Origin of the sequence: Neorhizobium sp. SHOUNA12A (assembly GCF_023006505.1) — a bacterium.
Lineage (GTDB): Bacteria > Pseudomonadota > Alphaproteobacteria > Rhizobiales > Rhizobiaceae > Neorhizobium.
The window spans coordinates 1-16595 of record NZ_JALBGV010000034.1; the positions used below are offsets into that span (position 1 = coordinate 1).

The window sequence follows — 16595 nt, forward strand, 5'->3', positions numbered from 1 at the left end:
AGTTCACCCGATCTCACGTCGCCGCCGCGCATCCATCAATTCCCAATCTCGACGGGACCAATGAATCATGAGAGGAGCGCTCAGGCTAGGCCTTTTTCAACAGCCTGCTAGTTCCCAAAATTTAGGTGGGAGCGTTGGATCACTCACGTCTCCGCCTGCTTGGGTCTGAGTAGAAATCTAGATACTTGTCTGCGCGACGCATGGTGCAGGCAATCCACGAAGTCGGGAGGACAGGTAAGAGGAACCGATCGATATAGTATTCCAGAAGTGGCCAAGCACTCACGAACGCACTTGGCACGCCGCCGACTAGGCCGAATATAATCGCAATCACGAGACCAATGGAAAAAAATAGCGGTAGAAACAAAACTGCTAAGACCACGTCCTTCACAAATATTGCCGCGCTTCTCATCTGTTCCGGCCTTCCACCGAGAGCGTTTGCGATGAGGGACTGTTCGGCTTCAAATCGTCAGCCGCTAGCTTCATCATACACGCATACATGCGGCGCTCGAATTGAAAGAGCCACCATTTCAAAACGTTTAGCGGGATGATGAAGCGGGACGGATAGACCGGGATCTGGTAAGTTATATTCCATAACTCCGGATAGCGTTGGCAGATCGCCTTGTAGTATTCCCGCGCACTATGGCCCAGTCCTACGATCAGAATGATGCGCGCCACTGGTAGACGTTTCAAGCACTCGCCGATCTCCCACATTAAGCTCTCGTGTGGGTCGGAAAAATCTATGACTGCCAGATCAGCTTCTTTAATCAACTCAGTTACTTCGACCTGCCATGTCTCTCCGTAAATTTTTTGATATTGGCTATCCGTCAACACCTTACCGAGCTGATCTTGAGCGCCCTCTGCGATAACATTCCTTGCCCACATAATTCGACCGTAACAGCCGATGCACGGCAAAACTCGGTTCGGAACATCTGCTCTGGCCTCTTCATGAAATCCACGCAGAAATATGATATTACAAGAACTACGCGCTCTATATTTCCGAGGAATAAGTATGGCCCATAGTATTAAAAATGCGAAATTAACGACAAAGAATGCGGCCGCAATCCGAAAAAAGCTATCCTCTGTTAGAGGACTAACGATCAACCAGAAAGGAGAAAGTATGTTTGTCATAACTAAGGCTCGCACCGACCAAATAATGGACGCTACTAATGCATAGCTTGTGTAAGGCGCACTCAGATACCGCTTTGACCCTAGCTCCTTTGCAACGTTGGGTACCACCGCGAACTCCGTGACCTAAGGTTTATTGATCAACACACAATATACACGCTCGAACAATACACTCAACCAAGTCGTGGCAGCGGCGAAGCACTGCTAACCGCCCCGACGAACATTAAATGATTCCCCGCGCGCGAAACCTCCCCCTCCCCGTCATCTCGCTCAGCCCCAGTTCCAAAACTATCCGCCGCGCCGCCTGCGGCGTGAAGTCGAGCGTCTTGGCCACCATCCCGGCCGACACCAATGGCTTTGCCATCACCAGTTCGACCAGCTCCGGCAGCTTTGAAGACGTCCGGTGCCTAAGCTTTCCCGAGCTGGAGCGCTGTGTAGCGCTGGCAATCCTCGATCATAACCAACAAGAAAATTCCAAAACGGTGAAAGTGCCAATCGCGGAGTGGCGAAACCGTAGCCCGGGTTTGCCCGAGCGACCAGACGATTTAGATCAAGTGCCTTTGTCGTTTCTGCCCAGCACGACACGGCAGTTGTCTCCTCAGGGCCTCAGCATGTTTGCCTTGCATTACTATGCGCCTTGGCTCGGTTCCCCCGTCCCAGATCGCGACCGGCTCGGAAAACTCGAGGTTCGATACGATCCCCGTGATATCAGCCATATCTATGTTCGTCATCCGGAAACCCGATCATTTCGACCCGTCGAGCGACGAGATGGCTGCCTTGAGCCGATGACGCTCTGGGAACATGATGCTCATCGCGCCCAGTTGAGAGCTGCCAATCACCGCTCAAGCATAGCGAACGTTACAAGATCTACCCAGCACGAGACGAACGTATTCTTCGAACTGTGCGAAAGGTTGTCAGGGGGCTATCACATTTTCACGGCATACAATCTGCGATACGAGACGACGAGATCGTCGCAGACGTGATGACGTATACGCTTCCACATGAGACTATCGAAGCCATGCAATACCACCATGCTGAACCCGACGTCCTGCAATACGCATTCGTAAATCTTGGTGCCGGTCCCGACGTTCGTAGCCTTTGGATATTGCGGTTTTCCGAGCGGACTAGCTTCGTGGCCGTGCATTTCGGTTCATCGACCGCAGCTGCATTACCCGTCGGATACCGGAGTTAACGGCTAGGTCGCTTGTACGCCCGTTTTTGGTTTGAACTATCCGGCGCCTGTCTAGCATCCGCTGATCAATCGCCATCGTCTTCAGCGATTGATTCGTGCGCCTCATCAGTTTGGTCGTCGCGCATTGCGGCTTTTCTGCTTAGCAATCCGGCATCCTCAAGCGCTTCCATATCCGGCAGGCCGCGCAATGTCTCCATCCCGAACGCACAAAGAAAATGCCGCGTAGTCACATAGGTGTATGGAGCGCCTAGTGTCGGGCTGCGCGGCCCGGACCCAACGAAACCAGCGCCACGCAGGTTGCCGATGGTATCGCGACTGACCTCCTTGCCGAAGATCTTCGACAGCTCTCCGCGCGTGATCGGCTGGAAATATCCCACGGCCATCAGCACCATTGCCTCGAATTCCGAGAGCGTAGCGACCCCTCCCCTCGTCGCGCCGAGCATGCGCGGATCGTGTCGGCAAAGCGCGGCCGGGTGCGGTGCTGCCAGCCACCAGCGACGGACACCAGTTCGTAGGGCCGATCCCGTAGTTCCTCGACGAGATCGTCGATCCGCAGGTCGATGCTGCAATCCCGACCGACGACGCGCGCCAGTGTCTCACGGCCGACTGGCTCGGCCGAGGCAAAGATGACAGCCTCGACCCGCATCATCCACTCCCGCCAGCGCAATTCAGCCGGTAGATCCTCCAGCTCCCGATCGAACCGACGTTCGTCTGCGGGGTTGGTCTTCCGGCGCGATGGCTTAGCAGCGGGTGAGCCGGGCATGGTCATAACCCAAAAATTCGAAACGAAGGCCGGCCGGACAGTTCGCGCACCGCCTCGAGAGCCACGAGCCGATCAAACAGGCGGCCCGCCGCCCAGCGCGACAGTTGACCTCCGGGTGACGTCGCCGAGACGGCATCGTCATTCAGCAGCTTCTGGACAACGGGTTCGGCCCCCTTGGTTCGAAGTTTTGGTGTCACGGCCAAGAGCCTGGCGGCGCGGAGCGCCGTTTCAGCGCCCTCAACAAGGGCCAGACAGATTGCTTTCGGATAGGCCGGCTCGCCCGGCCTCGCCCGCCAATCGTCCGGAATCCCGAGCCAAATCTCGCGGGTAGCAGCAGCGGTACTGGCCTCGCCCACCTCAGCTTTAGCGCCAGAACCACCTCGGCCAGCCCGAAGGCAAGAACCTCAGCGTCCGGGCGAAGGGTCGCGATCGCCGATATCAGATCGGCCACCGCGAGGGGTGCCGCACGCCCGGACTGAATCGCCGTATCGATGAGATCGGCGACCGATTTAAGGTCGTCGTCCCATCGGATAGAAAACAACGTCGCCAGTTCCTTGACAAACGGGGTGCCCGGCATCTGGGACCGACGGGCGAGCAATCGCGTGGCCAGATACAGCCTTCCAGCCGGCCCCGGATCACCGTTTGCGGGGGTCAGCAAAACAGCGTCGCGCAGCGCGTCCTCCTCCTCTGCCCTTCCACCCATCCGGGCGGCGACAGCGGCCGATTTGAGCGCGAGGCGATCGCGCCAGCAGCCGATCCACGGTGGCTCCGCGCGGATCAGATCGTCGAGCGATTTCAGGGCGATACCTGTGGCGAAGACGGCATCAAGTTCGTCGATTTCGCGACCGCGCGACAAGGCCCATCCCGGCAGATGTGATGACCATGCGGTTGCAGTTGACGGGATGGTGGCAATCGAACTCATGAGCCGAAGCATAGATCAGATGCGCAGTATGTGCCATCATTTTCGGTCTAAACCGCACAGCATGTCGTGAAACTAAAACGTCCGATAATCTTGCATTATCGGACATTCTTGTCATTAGATATGAAATGGCCCAAATCATCGAGCAAAACAGCGAAAATCACGTCGAGAAGACCGCAGCGCCGTCTCTCAGCACGGCGGCCGGGCATGATGTTTCCGTGCCGGAGGCGTCGGGCGGGTTTCCCTCCCCTCACGTGGAGATGGACGCCGGCCTGCCGGCGCATCTGCAGGATCTTGGCGACCGCGCACGCACCTATATCGAGGCCGCCAGTTCCGCCAATACCCGCAAGGCCTACGCCGCTGACTGGAAGCATTTTTCAGCGTGGTGCCGGCGCTCCAATCTGGCCCTCCTCCCCCCGCATCCGCAAACCGTTGGGCTCTATATTACTGCCTGCGCTTCCGGTACGGCTGAACGGGGCGCAACAGCAAACTCCGTCTCGACCATCGAACGACGCCTCTCCTCGCTCTCCTGGAACTATGCCCAACGGGGTCTTTCGCTTGATCGCAAGGACCGGCACATCGCCACCGTGATGGCCGGCATTCGCAATAGTCACGCGAGGCCGCCCGTCCAGAAGGAAGCAGTTATGGCTGAAGACATCGTCGCCATGCTCGAGACGTTGGATCGTGGCTCTCTGCGCGGCCTGCGGGATCGGGCCATGTTGCTCATCGGATTTGCTGGCGGCCTTCGGCGTTCCGAGATCGTCGGTCTTGATCTGAAGGCCAACCAGACCGAGGACGGACGCGGATGGATCGAGATTCTCGACAAGGGCATGCTCCTCACCCTGCGCGGCAAAACAGGATGGCGAGAGGTCGAGGTCGGCCGCGGCTCAGCCGATGCGACCTGCCCAGTTGCCGCAATCGAGACCTGGATCAAGTTCGCCAAGCTGGCTCATGGTCCCCTCTTTCGCCGGGTGACGGGTCAAGGGAAGGCTGTCGGGTCGGAGCGGCTGAACGACAAGGGGGTTGCTCGGCTTGTAAAAAGGGCAGCAATGGCTGCAGGCGTTCGCGGCGATCTCAGTGAGATCGAGCGCGCCTTCAAGTTCTCCGGTCATTCCCTTCGCGCTGGGCTCGCCTCCTCTGCCGAGGTCGACGAACGCTATGTCCAGAAACAGCTGGGCCATGTTTCCGCAGAGATGACCCGTAAATATCAGCGGCGGCGGGATCGCTTCCGCGTGAATTTGACGAAGGCCTCAGGGCTTTAGTCAACTTCAGCTATACGAATACTACGTTCCGCGATTCCAACAGCTGGTGCTGACATCGGCCAACGGGATCGCTACAATGTTCACACGAAATTTCAAGGAACGATGCTATGGCGGCGCCACAAGACGAGTTTTCGGACTTTGTTCAAAAGCAGCAAAAGGATAAATCGGTCGCAACGGCTATCGATTGGGGCAACGTGCGGGACGAATGGCTCGTCCGCCTAGACCAACTTTACGAGCAGGTCGCCAGAGATTTAGATCCTTATATTCTGGGTGGAACGATTAGGCTTGCCTACTCACCGATCGATCTTACCGAAGAGCACATCGGGACATATAAAGCTCGGCTACTTCATATTGAAATCGGGAAGCAAATCGTTACGCTGAAACCGATCGGAACTAGGCTGATTGGTGCAAAAGGACGCGTGGATGTTTTAGGGAGCGCCGGTCAGTCTCGGTTCATCCTCGCCGATAAGGGAGCGCGAAGTTCTCGTGATCTTATTCAGATCAACATTCATATCGATGGAGAGCCTGAGAAGCCCCCTAAGACAGTCCAACCGAGTGAACTTGTATGGAAAATCGCGAGTGCTCCCCCCGCCATACAACTGACAGAACTCAATCAGGATAGTCTTTTCCAGGTCTTGATGGAAGTGAGCAATGGTTAGTAGGGTGGCGTTCTCCGGTGAGAACGTCGATATCACCGCGCATGCATTTCAGCATACGGATATGGAGAAGGCTCTCCGCCTGTACTTCAGCCCTTCATCTCCACTTTATTTAACACGGTTTGCCGGGGACACCGTGGCAGAAGTCACAGAGATGATGCAGGAACGTCTCGATGAGCTTGACCGCTCTTCTGCCTTGACCGTCTTGGGCGCGACAGAGGCTGCCTTCCGTATCGACTATCTTACCCGATGCTACGAAAAGCAGAAGGACGATCTTTCTCGGGCTTTCAGGGAGATACACAAGGAGAAAGGCTCAAAGGCATCGTTGGACAGAGACATCTTCGATGCATGGCAGGTGCATGAACCGGCGCACAAGGCGACCATCTCGGCGCTTAAGGGTGCTTTCAACTTTCGACATTGGCTCGCGCATGGTCGATATTGGGACCCAAAATTAGGACGCAAGTATGACTATATAACGTGCTACGGCCTGGCCGCGGCCGCCTTGTCAACGCTACCCTTTGTCGAATAGTTGAGTTTTTGAAAGTCGAGCTTCCATTCCAGGCATCCCATCTCGATTCCGGACTCGAACTCTCGCCTCTCCCCGCGTTGCTTTTGTCGATTAAACCGACCTCCCTCGATTATCTCTGCCCCTGTTATTGCTCAGTTTCAATCCAGCACTACCGTCCGGCCAGGTAACCTTGAATTCTCCTGATCCACTAGGCCAGGCCAAACCAAAGCCGTTCTCAAACGCCAATGCTAAATCGTCCGCTTTCGTTGAGCCCTGCTTTGCGGATAGTCGCCGCTTGCAACACCTACGGATTGTCGAGATTTGCGACCATTTGCAAATACAAATCCTTTTCGCGGACTAATATCTACCATCGATAAACGATAGTTATCGATGGTCAGCCATCTTATGGGAAACTCTTGCCATCTCCATCGTTAATCCCTATGTTTTCCGCACGATTTCGACGAGGTAGCACAATGTCCGAACCGCAGCTCTCCGTGCGCAGTACCAAGGCCAGAGACCTGGCCCACGCGCTGGCGCGCCGTACGGGCCAGCCGATCAACAAGCTCGTCGAAATCGCTCTCGAACGTTACGACCAGGAACTGCGGCAAAAACCGGCACAGACGCCAGCGGACACGCTTTGGGAGTTGATGCACGAGGGCCGAAAGTCTGTGCCGCCCGGCACGACCTCCGCCCACGATGATCTCTACGACGAAAACGGTTTGCCGAAATGATTGCCGTCGATACGTCGGTCATTGTCGCCACGTCACTGGGCGAGCCTGAAGCTGAACAGTTTCATGCGCTCCTTACCCGTGAGGAGATCGTTATTGGGTGGCCGACCCTGGTCGAAGCGCGCATGGTACTGGCCGGCAAGAATTTTCCCAACGCCGCGACCATCATTTCACAGCTGGTTGCCTTGCCAAACGTGAGCCCGGTGGCTTTTGGCGAGCGGCACTATTATGCCGCTGAGAAAGCTTTCGATTTGTTCGGCAAGGGCCGTCATTCAGCCAGCCTTAATATGGGCGACTGTTATGCATACGCCGTTGCCGCGATCGCCAAGGCGCCCCTGTTGTTCAAGGGCCACGATTTCGGACAGACGGACCTGAAACTTCATCCGTCGTCGTCGCAATAGGGAGGGAAAATCGTGGAGGACCGCGTCCGCTTTGCCCTCGAAAAGTTGCTCAACATCGCGCAAGGGGATACCGGCCAGGGCCGGCGGGTGACCAACTTCCTGCTCGCCTGGTGGAACGCTGACATTCACGGCGGCTTTGATCTGACCGATCTGGCCAATGTCGATCGCGAGGTTTCCGAAGATATGGCGACCGTCTTCGCCTGGCTGGCGCGCGCGGAGGATGTCGTCTACCCCTACGACTATCGCAGCGAGATCGAACAGGTCATCGCACGCTGGCGGCCGCAGGGCCAGACGGCCTGATGGCGAACACCCGCAAACAGCTCGCTCTATCCGGTATCGAGCGGCGCTCCGTCGAACTTGACACGATCGCCTCGGTGCTGCCGATCGACCGGCGGGATGAGCTTGCCGAGCTGCTGACCGACAAAAATGTCGAAACGCTGCGCCACCTTGTCAACGAGGGGATGGGTGCCAACACGCTGCGGGCGCTGACCTCGGATCTCGCCTATCTGGAGGCCTGGGGGTTGGCGGCCACAGGAAGGTCACTGCCCTGGCCGGCCCCCGAGGCGCTGCTGTTGAAATTCGTCGCCCATCATTTGTGGGATCCTGAAAAGCGTGCAGCCGATCCCGATCACAGCATGCCGGCCGCCGTCGACGAAAAGCTTCGGCGCCAAAAATTTCTGAAATCCGTCGGTCCGCACGCGCCGGCGACGGTGCGCCGCCGGCTGGCGAACTGGTCGACGCTGACCAAATGGCGCGGTCTTGACGGCGCCTTCGCCTCTCCTGCCCTCAAATCAGCCATTCGGCTGGCGATCCGAGCCGCGCCAAGACAACGTCTTCGCAAGAGCGCCAAGGCGGTCACCGGCGACGTGCTGGCAAAACTGCTGGCGACCTGCGCGGCCGACAGTCTGCGCGATCTGCGCGACCGGGCGATCCTGATGGTCGCGTTTGCGTCCGGCGGCCGCCGGCGCAGCGAGATCGCCGGGCTGCGATGCGAACAGCTGACCGTCGAGGCCCCGATCGAGGTTACGGACGGCCCTCCCCTCCCCTCTCTCGCCATTCATCTCGGCCGCACCAAGACCAGCTCTGGCGAGCAGGATGAGGTCGTCTACCTGACCGGCCGGCCGGTGGACGCCCTGAATGCCTGGATGACGGCCGCCAGGATCGAGAGCGGGAGCGTGTTTCGGGGGATCGGGCGCTGGGGGACGGTTTCGCGTCGGGCGCTCGATCCGCAGTCGGTCAATGCTATCATCAAGCAGCGGGCGGAGATGGCGGGTTTAGATAGGGGGGAGTTTTCCGCGCATGGGCTGCGGTCGGGATACCTGACCGAAGCCGCAAACCGCGGGATTCCTCTCCCCGAGGCGATGGAACAATCCCGACATCGATCGGTACAGCAGGCGTCGAGTTACTACAACAACGCGACGCGGCGCAGCGGTCGAGCAGCAAGATTGCTTTGATCGATATAGTTGGCAAGGCCATGAATCAACTTAACCATCTGATAATACAACATTATCGGGCGTTTGCTCTTTATAGAGAGAACAAGCGATTTGCCCGTCCGGACATTCGCAATGACGCATGGTCGAGGTTCAGCTGCGCGAGAATTCGCGTCCGCGTTGTCGTGCATTTCCTGGCGAGACATGCTAGTTAGGTAGAATATAGAAAAATAGGAATAGAGGAACCGGCAAATGGCTCTTAGCATCAAAGACCCCGAGACCGAACGGCTCGCCCGCGCCCTTGCAGAGCGCACTGGCGAGACGATCACGATCGCCACCCGCCGTGCCCTTGAAGAACGTCTGCGCCGCACAGGCTCCGAGGCTCGCAAGGCCGCGCTGCTGGAGGATATGGCCGCCAGCCGCCAGCGCTGGAGTACCTTGCCGCTCCTGGATAACCGCTCCGCTGATGAGATCATCGGCTATGACGAGAATGGCTTGCCAAACTGATGGTCATCGATACCTCGGCTATCGTGGCGATCGCCCTTAATGAGCCGGACGCAGCGTCCCTTGAGCAACGAATTGCCGACGATCCTGTCCGCATGATCTCGGCCGCCACCATGCTGGAAGCCGCGATGGTCATCGAGGCCCGCCTTGGCGAGCCCGGCGGCAGCGAACTGGACCTATGGCTACACAAGGTTGGCGTTGAGATCGTCGCCGTTGAAGCGGAGCATGCCGACCAGGCGCGCCGCGCCTGGCGTCGCTACGGCAAGGGTCGCCATCCGGCAGCGCTGAACTATGGCGACTGCTTTTCCTACGCGCTCGCGGCGCTCATCGGCGAACCGCTACTCTACAAAGGCGACGATTTCTCGCAAACTGACATACGAGCAGCATGAGGCGATCGATGCAGCGTCCCTTGCCGACATCCGAAGACCTGCCTCGATCAGACTGAGGATTCTTCGGGCTGGATCGAAATCCTCGACAAAGGCATGCTGCTGACGCTGCGCGGCGAGACCGGATGGCGCGGTAGGTCGAGGTCGGTCGCGGTTCCTCCGAGGCCACCTGCCCGGTCGTCGCAGCCAAGACTGGATCAGGCTCGCCCGGATTGAGAACGGTCTCCTTTGCAGGAAATATCAGCTCATCGCGTGCTGCCATCAAGATGGCAGATGCCCGCATGCCATCGCGCGCAGAGCTTTGCCGTCTTGCGGAGCAATCAGCGGTATGCGCCATCAAACTTGCTCAGGTCCGGACCGCCGCTCTGAATTTCCGCCACAGGGGGCCGCTGGCGCGCGTTTGCCGGCCCGGAGGATCCCGTTGCTTATCCGCAATTGTGATTTGAGTCTGGTGAGCCGCTGTCCGGCACATCAAACACGCTTGCAAAGGGTTATTTTCTCACGCATTCCTTATCTGTACAAAGCACCTGAAAAGCGCGTGAGAAAACCATGGCAAAACGGCAAGCCGCCAATCCACCGTCGGCCCCAAAACGTCTTATAGGTTATGCACGTGTCTCGACCGACGATCAGGTCCATGATGCACAGATGGACGAGCCGAGTGCCGTTGGCTGTGAGAGGATATTTCAGGAGCACGGTTCAGGGGCGTCACGGGCGCGACCAGTCCTGACAAGGCTGCTCGGCGACCTCACCGCCGGCGACGTGCTGGTCGTCGTCGGGCTGGATCGCCTCGCCCGGTCTGCGAGACACCTGCTGGAGATTGTCGAAGATCTAGAGCAGCGCGGCGTCCATTTTAGATCGATTCGCGATCTGATCGATACGTCCACGCCACAGGGCATGTTTTCCCTGCAGGTCCTTGGTGCCGTCGCGCAGCTCGAGCGCGCGTTGATCGCTGAGCGAACCAAAGCTGGTATCAAAGCAGCAAAAGCCCGCGGCAAGCTACCGGGGAACCCTGGACTTCGTGAGCGGCGGCCGGAAGCCATCAAGGCGGTCTCGAAGGCCCGGCAAAAACTCTATATCGACGAGCTGATCTCCTCTGCCCAGACCTGGCTGCCTACCGTCCGGCAACTTCGCCCGAAGCACAGCTGGGATAATGTCGTGCGGGTCCTCAATCGTCGGGGCCATGATTGGACGGTGGAGAGGCTACGTCGCGCCGTGCATCGCATGGTCCGCGAAAAGCTCGCGGATCCCGAGCTACTGGTCCGCTCTCCACGCCGCGCGCCAGAAGATCACCTCATGAAGCTCGTCGCAGCGATTGCCATTGCCGATCCCGGCCTGTCGCTGCGCGAGATTGCCAGCCAGCTTGATCAGATGGGAGAGCGACCGGCGCGCGGCGGTCGCAAATGGCAGCCATCATCTGTTCGTAACCTGCTGGATGAGGCGCATCGGTTCGGTCTCATCCGTCATTGAGGCTACGGAGCATCAACCTGCCGATTGCCCTCTCTCTTGCGCGCCCTGTTTTCGGCGGTAGAGATTTCCAGCCTCGGCTCTCGATAATGTCGCGGGCGAGCTGCTGGTATTCAGTTTCTGGGCGAAGTTTTAATAGTGGCGTCATCTGCGTTGGTAAGAAGGTATCAGGGTCCTTGGGGATTGTTCCACGCTCGAATTGCCGAAAGCCCTGTGACCATTGGGATGGAGTTGTGCGGTCTTGGAGGCCAGCCCAAAGAGAAGGTCTGCGATGGCCATGTCACTGCTCGCCATGCCGGTGGAAGGTTGGTCAGCGGCTTCAAGTCTGCAGTGACTGACGGAGGCTGGCCATAGGGCGGTGGTAGGCCCAGCGAGGTGATGTAGGCCGTGCTTTCGGCCCGAAGCGGACAGCTGGACATGGAGCGAGTTCCCGCGCTCAATGTGCGGGAGGGGATTGTTCGGCTTTCCATATCGCCTTAACGTCAAGGTCGGCAGGCAATCCTTGTTATTCACCCTGCGTTGATTTGTACTGCCGAGCGACACTCATGACCCGCGCCCCATAGAGACGCGCTGTTTCGAGATCGCCCAAGGACATTTCATCCGGGGCTGCGTCAGCGTCCGACTGCGCCATCGGTGCGATATAAGATCCCATGCGGTTCGCGTCGTCGCGCTTAGACTCTTTGACGTTCGATGGTTTGATGCCCAGGCTCACCCATAGGCCACCATGCTGCCCGGAAAGAAGGACAAAGTATTGCAGCGTGTTTAGCTTATCGCCATTGAGACTGGCGCTGTTGGTGAAACCGCCAAAGACCTTGTCCTGCCACTTGGCGGAAAACCACGGCTTTGAGGATGCATCGGCGAATTTCTTAAATTGCCAGCTCGGTCCGCCCATGTAAGTCGGCGAGCCGAAGATGATGGCGTCGGCGGCATCCAACGCCGCCCATCCGTCGTCGGAAAGGTTGCCCTCGGCGTCAATCGCAAGGAGCTTTGCGCCAGCACCTTCTGCGACGGCTTCAGCCATCCGGTGCGTATGGCCGTAGCCGGAGTGGTAGACGATGACGGTGCTTGGGATGGTCATGAGTGGCTCCTATGCCGTGGTTATGCGCCTCGCCGATGGAGTTCAGCGCGGTTCGGATTTGGTGGTTGCTGTGATTGAGCTGGCGGTTTCCCGCGCAGCTAAAATGAGAACTGGACGAGAGCTGCGATGATGAGCAGCAGCAGGAACACCGATGGCGGCGGGATGTGGCGGAAGTCGCGGGCCCTAATGATCGCGATAATGGCGGCGACCATGATGCAGGCTCCGAGCGCCACGCCGAAGGCGAAGGTTGGCCGCAAGACCAGCAAAACTGCCGTCAGGAATTCCAAAATTGCGGTGATCCAACACCACCACGATGGAAATCCGTAACGAACGAATTCTTCTTGAACAGCCTTGCGCCCGGACGCGTTGATGACAGCACCGAGAAGGAATGCGGCGGCGGCAAGGAGCGTCGCCGCATTGCCGACTGACCGCGATATGAAGTTGAACATTGAACAATCCTAGCGTGACACCCGCGAGCGATGCGGCGTCAATAGCACCATGAATAACTATAGCGCTGCTAGATTGTCAACCGTTGCCCTAGTTTATTTGTGCCGCTATGATGCTTTGAAACCAAGGAAGGTGAAGTAGTGGGCATAAGTGAACGCAAAGAGCGGGAGAAAGCCGAGCGAGAGCAGCGGATCATCGGCGCGGCAAAAATGCTTGCGGAAAAAGACGGATGGGCTTCGGTGACAGTTCGTCGACTTGCTCAGGAGATCGAATACAGTCAGCCCGTCCTGTACGCCCATTTCGAAAACCGCGACGCGATTGTCGGGGCGGTCGCTCTTGAAGGATTTGGGGAGTTAGGGCCGGTGCTGCGGTCATCGGTCCGCCGCGGCGCAAGTGCAGTGCAAGCAATGGAAGACGTTGCTATGGCCTACCTGAACTTCGCCTTTGAGCGGCCAGCTTTGTACGAAGCCATGTTCGTCCTTCCGAGCGGTCTGCGGTTTGCAAAGTCAGACACGCCTCAGTCCTTACGCGATACATTCGGAGCCATGATGGCGGTCGTTGAGCCATTTTGCGCAAACGCTGAAGTCGCGACCGAGGCCTTCTGGGCTACCCTCCATGGTCTAGCGGAACTTGAGCGCCATGGTCGGATCAGGGCGGCGTTCCGCAAAGAGCGAGTGGCACATATCGTTGATATGTTTTCGCGTAGGAGTTGACGTACGGATACGAGGGACCTTTCAGCTAACGCATCCCGACTTGAGGTCATTTGCGGCGTTTGCTGCGCTCGAACATTGCTCCTGGTGATCTGCGCGGCCGACAGTCTGCGCGATCTGCGGGACCGGGCGATCCTGATAGTCGCGTTTGCGTCCGGCCGCCGCCGGCGCAGCGAGATCGCCGGGCTGCGATGCGAACAGCTGACCGTCGAGGCCCCGATCGAGGTTACGGACGGCCCTCCCCTCCCCTCTCTTGCCATTCATCTCGGCCGCACCAAGACCAGTTCGGGTGAAGAGGACGATATCGTCTATCTGACCGGCCGGCCGGCCGAGGCGCTGGATGCCTGGATGACCGCCGCCAGGATCGAGAGCGGGAGCGTGTTCCGGGCGATCGGGCGCTGGGGGACGGTTTCGTGTCGGGCGCTCGATCCACAGTCGGTCAATGCTATCATCAAGCAGCGGGCGGAGATGGCGGGTTTAGATAGTGGGGAGTTTTCCGCGCATGGGCTGCGGTCGGGATATCTCACCGAAGCCGCAAACCGCGCGATTCCTCTCCCCGAGGCGATGGAACAATCCCGACATCGATCGGTACAGCAGGCGTCGAGTTACTACAACAACGCGACGCGGCGCAGTGGCCGGGCGGCTCGCATGCTTTGAACCGCACGAGTCGCTCAGTGCATGTCGCAAAACGGTGAGAACCGCCTCGAAATAGAGGCCAGAAAGAGTTCGAAAGCCGCCGAGAAAAGGCTGTCGCCTTCCCGCCACGCTTGTATTCTCCATGGCAACGAGCCTCGGAAATGCAGGCGACGAAGGCTCACGCGCTCGAACGGGTTAAAAATCCCACGGGTTGAGGAGCACGAGACCTGTCGTTTCAAAATCCCTGAGATTGCGCGTGGCCAAGCGTCCACCGTTCACGCGAGCTATTGCAGCGATCATTGCATCGGGTGCTGACATTGCGTGCCCCTGACGAGCCGCCTGCCCCATGATCTCACCATAAGCGAGCGCGGCTTCTTCTGTGAGACCAAACATTCGATCGGCAAACCGACGACGCCATTCCGACAGCCCCTGTTCCAAACGCTCGGCCCGCTGGTCCGGCCTGATCTTTTGAATGCCGAAAGCAATCTCGGCAATTGTCACAGTGGGCAACGCCAATTCCGCGTCGAACCGAACCAGCCAGGCCATGACGGCTTGGTTAGGATCCTTCCGCAAGGTCTCCGAGACAACGTTGGTATCGAGAAATATCAAAACTCGATGCCTTGGTGAGGACGACGGCTTTCACGGATCATGGTATCCAGGTCAATATCTGTGGCAGCTTGCGCGTTGACCCGCAGGTAAAAGGCCGCCGCCGGTTCGCGACCCGCCTCGCGTGTCTCGTAGGCTTCAAGCGCGCGTTCGACCACTTCGGCAATCGAACGATTCTCACGGCGCGCGAGTCGGTGCGCCAGATCCCTTGCCTTGGAGCTTCGGACAGAGAGTTGTGGTGCGGCCATTGCAGTCTCCTTTGCAAGAAATATAAACTCATCGCGTGCTGCCATCAAGATGGCAGATGCCGGCATGCCATCCTCAAGCAGCGGGCGGATGGCAGGGCTGGATAGTTCCGAATTCTCCGCTATGGGCTGCCGTTCAGGGTACCTCACGGAAGCTGCCGATCGCGGCATTCCGCTCCCTGAGGCGATGGTGCAGTTAAGGCATCGCTCGGTGCAGCACGGCATCCAGTTACTACAACGACGCCACACGGCGCAGCGGTAGAGCAGGGCGTCTCATCCCGGAGCCAAACCTTGCTTGCATTTCTGGAATTTCCATCCATAAATGCAAGGATGGTCGAACGCAGAATTGAAGCCAAACTCCTGGATCTCGTTGACCACAGCGCTGCTGTCGGCTTACTCGGCCCTCGTTAAGTCGGCAAGACGACGCTGGCCATCGATATCGGCAAAACTCGCCCCTCCATATATCTTGATTTGGAATCGGAGACCGATCGAGCCAAGCTGTCCGAACCGGAGCTCTATCTAGCACGTCATGACGACAAGCTGGTCATCCTCGATGAGGTTCACCGTTTGCCGAACGTATTCCAAGTCCTACGTGGTGTGATCGATCGCAACCGCCGGGCAGGACGGCGCGTCGGCCAATTCCTGCTGCTCGGTTCTGCTTCCATCGATCTTCTCAAACAGTCTGGTGAGACGCTCGCCGGCCGCATCGCCTATCTTGAAATGCAGCCTCTCGACGCATTGGAAGTGTCGGCAGACGCCCTCGATACGCTTTGGCTGCGGGGCGGCTTTCCCGATAGTTTCCTTGCGTCCAGCGACCGTGGGAGCATGCGCTGGAGGCAGGATTTCATCCGCACGTATCTCGAACGAGATATTCCGCTTCTGGGGCCGCGCATCCCCGCCGAAACGCTGAGACGGTTCTGGACCATGCTGGCACACCACCAGTCCGGACTCCTCAACGCAGCCGAACTCGCCCGTTCCCTTGGAGTCGATGGCAAGACTGTAGCTTCCTATCTCGATCTTCTCGTCGACCTGCTTCTCGCGCGCCGCCTTGAACCCTGGCATGCCAATGTCGGTAAGCGGCTGGTCAAATCACCAAAAGTCTATGTAAGGGACAGCGGCATTGCCCATGCGCTTCTTGGACTTGGAAGCGCCGAACAACTGCTCGGACATCCAATTGTCGGCTCCAGTTGGGAGGGCTTCGTGATCGAAACACTGATCGCCGCATCGCCTGACGGTACAGCGGCCAACTTCTACCGTACAGCGGCCGGCGCCGAAATCGATCTGCTGCTGACCCCTCCAGGCCAAAGACCCTGGGCAATAGAGATCAAGCGAAGTCTATCGCCGAAACTCGAAAAAGGTTTCTACCCCGCTTGTGAGGATCTCCAGCCGCAAAAACGGATCGTTGTCTATCCCGGTGGAGAGGCCTTTCCTCTCTCCAACGATGTGACCGCGATGTCGCTCTGGGCCGCCGGCCGCCTTTTGCTTGACCGATAGCAGGATGCTCGTCGGGCGGACAGCATGATCCTCCATCGCGC

17 protein-coding genes and 7 pseudogenes are annotated in these 16595 nt (G+C 58.3%); 16 read left to right on the forward strand and 8 right to left on the reverse strand.

From position 1 onward, the window contains the following. Window positions 1-405: 405 nt before the first annotated feature. Together MOV63_RS16480 and MOV63_RS16485 are read right to left on the reverse strand one after the other, a co-directional pair. The gene (locus tag MOV63_RS16480; protein ID WP_247034925.1) at window positions 406-1128 is read right to left on the reverse strand and encodes a hypothetical protein; all 723 of its coding nucleotides are present in this window, start codon (window positions 1126-1128) and stop codon (window positions 406-408) included. A 220-nt stretch (window positions 1129-1348) separates the two neighbouring features. Continuing rightward, window positions 1349-1528: pseudogene (locus MOV63_RS16485) on the reverse strand (helix-turn-helix domain-containing protein); the annotation flags it as partial. Window positions 1529-1679: 151 nt separating this feature from the next. Between MOV63_RS16485 and MOV63_RS32805 the strand changes: the two are divergent. Next, window positions 1680-2108, forward strand: a complete 429-nt coding sequence (locus MOV63_RS32805) for a Mu transposase C-terminal domain-containing protein (RefSeq protein WP_309500835.1) — start codon at window positions 1680-1682, stop codon at window positions 2106-2108. 274 nt (window positions 2109-2382) lie between these two features. On the opposite strand, the pseudogene MOV63_RS16495 reads toward MOV63_RS32805, so the two are convergent. Further along, a pseudogene (locus tag MOV63_RS16495) lies at window positions 2383-3086 on the reverse strand (SMC-Scp complex subunit ScpB). Then, window positions 3083-4002, reverse strand: a pseudogene (locus MOV63_RS16500) (DUF1403 family protein). Before MOV63_RS16500 ends, MOV63_RS16495 begins: the two co-directional pseudogenes overlap by 4 nt. Before the next feature lie 125 nt (window positions 4003-4127). Between MOV63_RS16500 and MOV63_RS16505 the strand changes: the two are divergent. The 11 genes and pseudogenes from MOV63_RS16505 to MOV63_RS16550 all read left to right on the forward strand — a co-directional run bounded on the left by MOV63_RS16505 (window position 4128) and on the right by MOV63_RS16550 (window position 11341). Next, window positions 4128-5261, forward strand: a complete 1134-nt coding sequence (locus MOV63_RS16505; RefSeq protein WP_247034927.1) for a site-specific integrase — start codon at window positions 4128-4130, stop codon at window positions 5259-5261. A 107-nt stretch (window positions 5262-5368) separates the two neighbouring features. Beyond that, window positions 5369-5920 (forward strand): hypothetical protein, encoded by a 552-nt coding sequence (locus MOV63_RS16510; RefSeq protein WP_247034929.1) that lies wholly within the window; start codon window positions 5369-5371, stop codon window positions 5918-5920. Continuing rightward, window positions 5913-6446: a hypothetical protein gene (locus MOV63_RS16515; protein ID WP_247034931.1), complete on the forward strand. Its 534-nt coding sequence runs from the start codon at window positions 5913-5915 to the stop codon at window positions 6444-6446. The genes MOV63_RS16510 and MOV63_RS16515 overlap by 8 nt, the downstream gene beginning before the upstream one ends. Window positions 6447-6898: 452 nt before the next feature. Beyond that, on the forward strand, window positions 6899-7156 hold the full coding sequence (locus tag MOV63_RS16520; RefSeq protein ID WP_247034933.1) for a type II toxin-antitoxin system VapB family antitoxin: 258 nt from the start codon (window positions 6899-6901) through the stop codon (window positions 7154-7156). Further along, a complete protein-coding gene (locus MOV63_RS16525) occupies window positions 7153-7554 on the forward strand; it encodes a type II toxin-antitoxin system VapC family toxin (RefSeq protein ID WP_247034935.1) in 402 nt (133 codons plus the stop codon). The genes MOV63_RS16520 and MOV63_RS16525 overlap by 4 nt, the downstream gene beginning before the upstream one ends. A gap of 12 nt (window positions 7555-7566) precedes the next feature. Beyond that, a complete protein-coding gene (locus tag MOV63_RS16530) occupies window positions 7567-7854 on the forward strand; it encodes a hypothetical protein (protein ID WP_247034937.1) in 288 nt (95 codons plus the stop codon). Continuing rightward, window positions 7854-9008, forward strand: coding sequence for a site-specific integrase (locus MOV63_RS16535; RefSeq protein WP_247034939.1), 1155 nt, complete (start codon window positions 7854-7856; stop codon window positions 9006-9008). The genes MOV63_RS16530 and MOV63_RS16535 overlap by 1 nt, the downstream gene beginning before the upstream one ends. 228 nt (window positions 9009-9236) lie before the next feature. Beyond that, window positions 9237-9491, forward strand: coding sequence for a type II toxin-antitoxin system VapB family antitoxin (locus MOV63_RS16540; protein ID WP_247034946.1), 255 nt, complete (start codon window positions 9237-9239; stop codon window positions 9489-9491). Further along, entirely contained in the window at window positions 9491-9877 is a 387-nt protein-coding gene (locus MOV63_RS16545) for a type II toxin-antitoxin system VapC family toxin (RefSeq protein ID WP_247034948.1), read from the forward strand. The genes MOV63_RS16540 and MOV63_RS16545 overlap by 1 nt, the downstream gene beginning before the upstream one ends. A 45-nt stretch (window positions 9878-9922) precedes the next feature. Then, window positions 9923-10112, forward strand: a pseudogene (locus MOV63_RS33005) (integrase); the annotation flags it as partial. A gap of 311 nt (window positions 10113-10423) precedes the next feature. Continuing rightward, a complete protein-coding gene (locus MOV63_RS16550) occupies window positions 10424-11341 on the forward strand; it encodes a recombinase family protein (protein WP_247034956.1) in 918 nt (305 codons plus the stop codon). Between the two features lie 502 nt (window positions 11342-11843). Here MOV63_RS16550 and MOV63_RS16555 read toward each other — a convergent pair. Both MOV63_RS16555 and MOV63_RS16560 read right to left on the reverse strand, forming a co-directional pair. Continuing rightward, window positions 11844-12416, reverse strand: a complete 573-nt coding sequence (locus tag MOV63_RS16555) for a flavodoxin family protein (RefSeq protein ID WP_247034958.1) — start codon at window positions 12414-12416, stop codon at window positions 11844-11846. Between the two features lie 98 nt (window positions 12417-12514). Next, complete coding sequence (locus tag MOV63_RS16560; protein WP_247034960.1) at window positions 12515-12865, reverse strand: DoxX family protein; 351 nt, start codon at window positions 12863-12865, stop codon at window positions 12515-12517. 138 nt (window positions 12866-13003) lie between these two features. Between MOV63_RS16560 and MOV63_RS16565 the strand changes: the two genes are divergently transcribed. Then, on the forward strand, window positions 13004-13576 hold the full coding sequence (locus MOV63_RS16565) for a TetR/AcrR family transcriptional regulator (RefSeq protein ID WP_247034962.1): 573 nt from the start codon (window positions 13004-13006) through the stop codon (window positions 13574-13576). A gap of 78 nt (window positions 13577-13654) precedes the next feature. Beyond that, window positions 13655-14230: pseudogene (locus MOV63_RS16570) on the forward strand (site-specific integrase); the annotation flags it as partial. A gap of 174 nt (window positions 14231-14404) precedes the next feature. Here the strand turns inward: MOV63_RS16570 and MOV63_RS16575 are convergent. Beyond that, entirely contained in the window at window positions 14405-14818 is a 414-nt protein-coding gene (locus MOV63_RS16575) for a type II toxin-antitoxin system VapC family toxin (RefSeq protein ID WP_247034964.1), read from the reverse strand. Next, the gene (locus MOV63_RS16580) at window positions 14815-15063 is read right to left on the reverse strand and encodes a type II toxin-antitoxin system VapB family antitoxin (RefSeq protein ID WP_247034966.1); all 249 of its coding nucleotides are present in this window, start codon (window positions 15061-15063) and stop codon (window positions 14815-14817) included. Before MOV63_RS16580 ends, MOV63_RS16575 begins: the two co-directional genes overlap by 4 nt. Window positions 15064-15126: 63 nt before the next feature. Here MOV63_RS16580 and MOV63_RS16585 point away from each other — a divergent pair. Then, a pseudogene (locus tag MOV63_RS16585) lies at window positions 15127-15338 on the forward strand (integrase); the annotation flags it as partial. 52 nt (window positions 15339-15390) lie between these two features. Continuing rightward, a pseudogene (locus MOV63_RS33010) lies at window positions 15391-16554 on the forward strand (ATP-binding protein). Window positions 16555-16595: the final 41 nt, after the last annotated feature.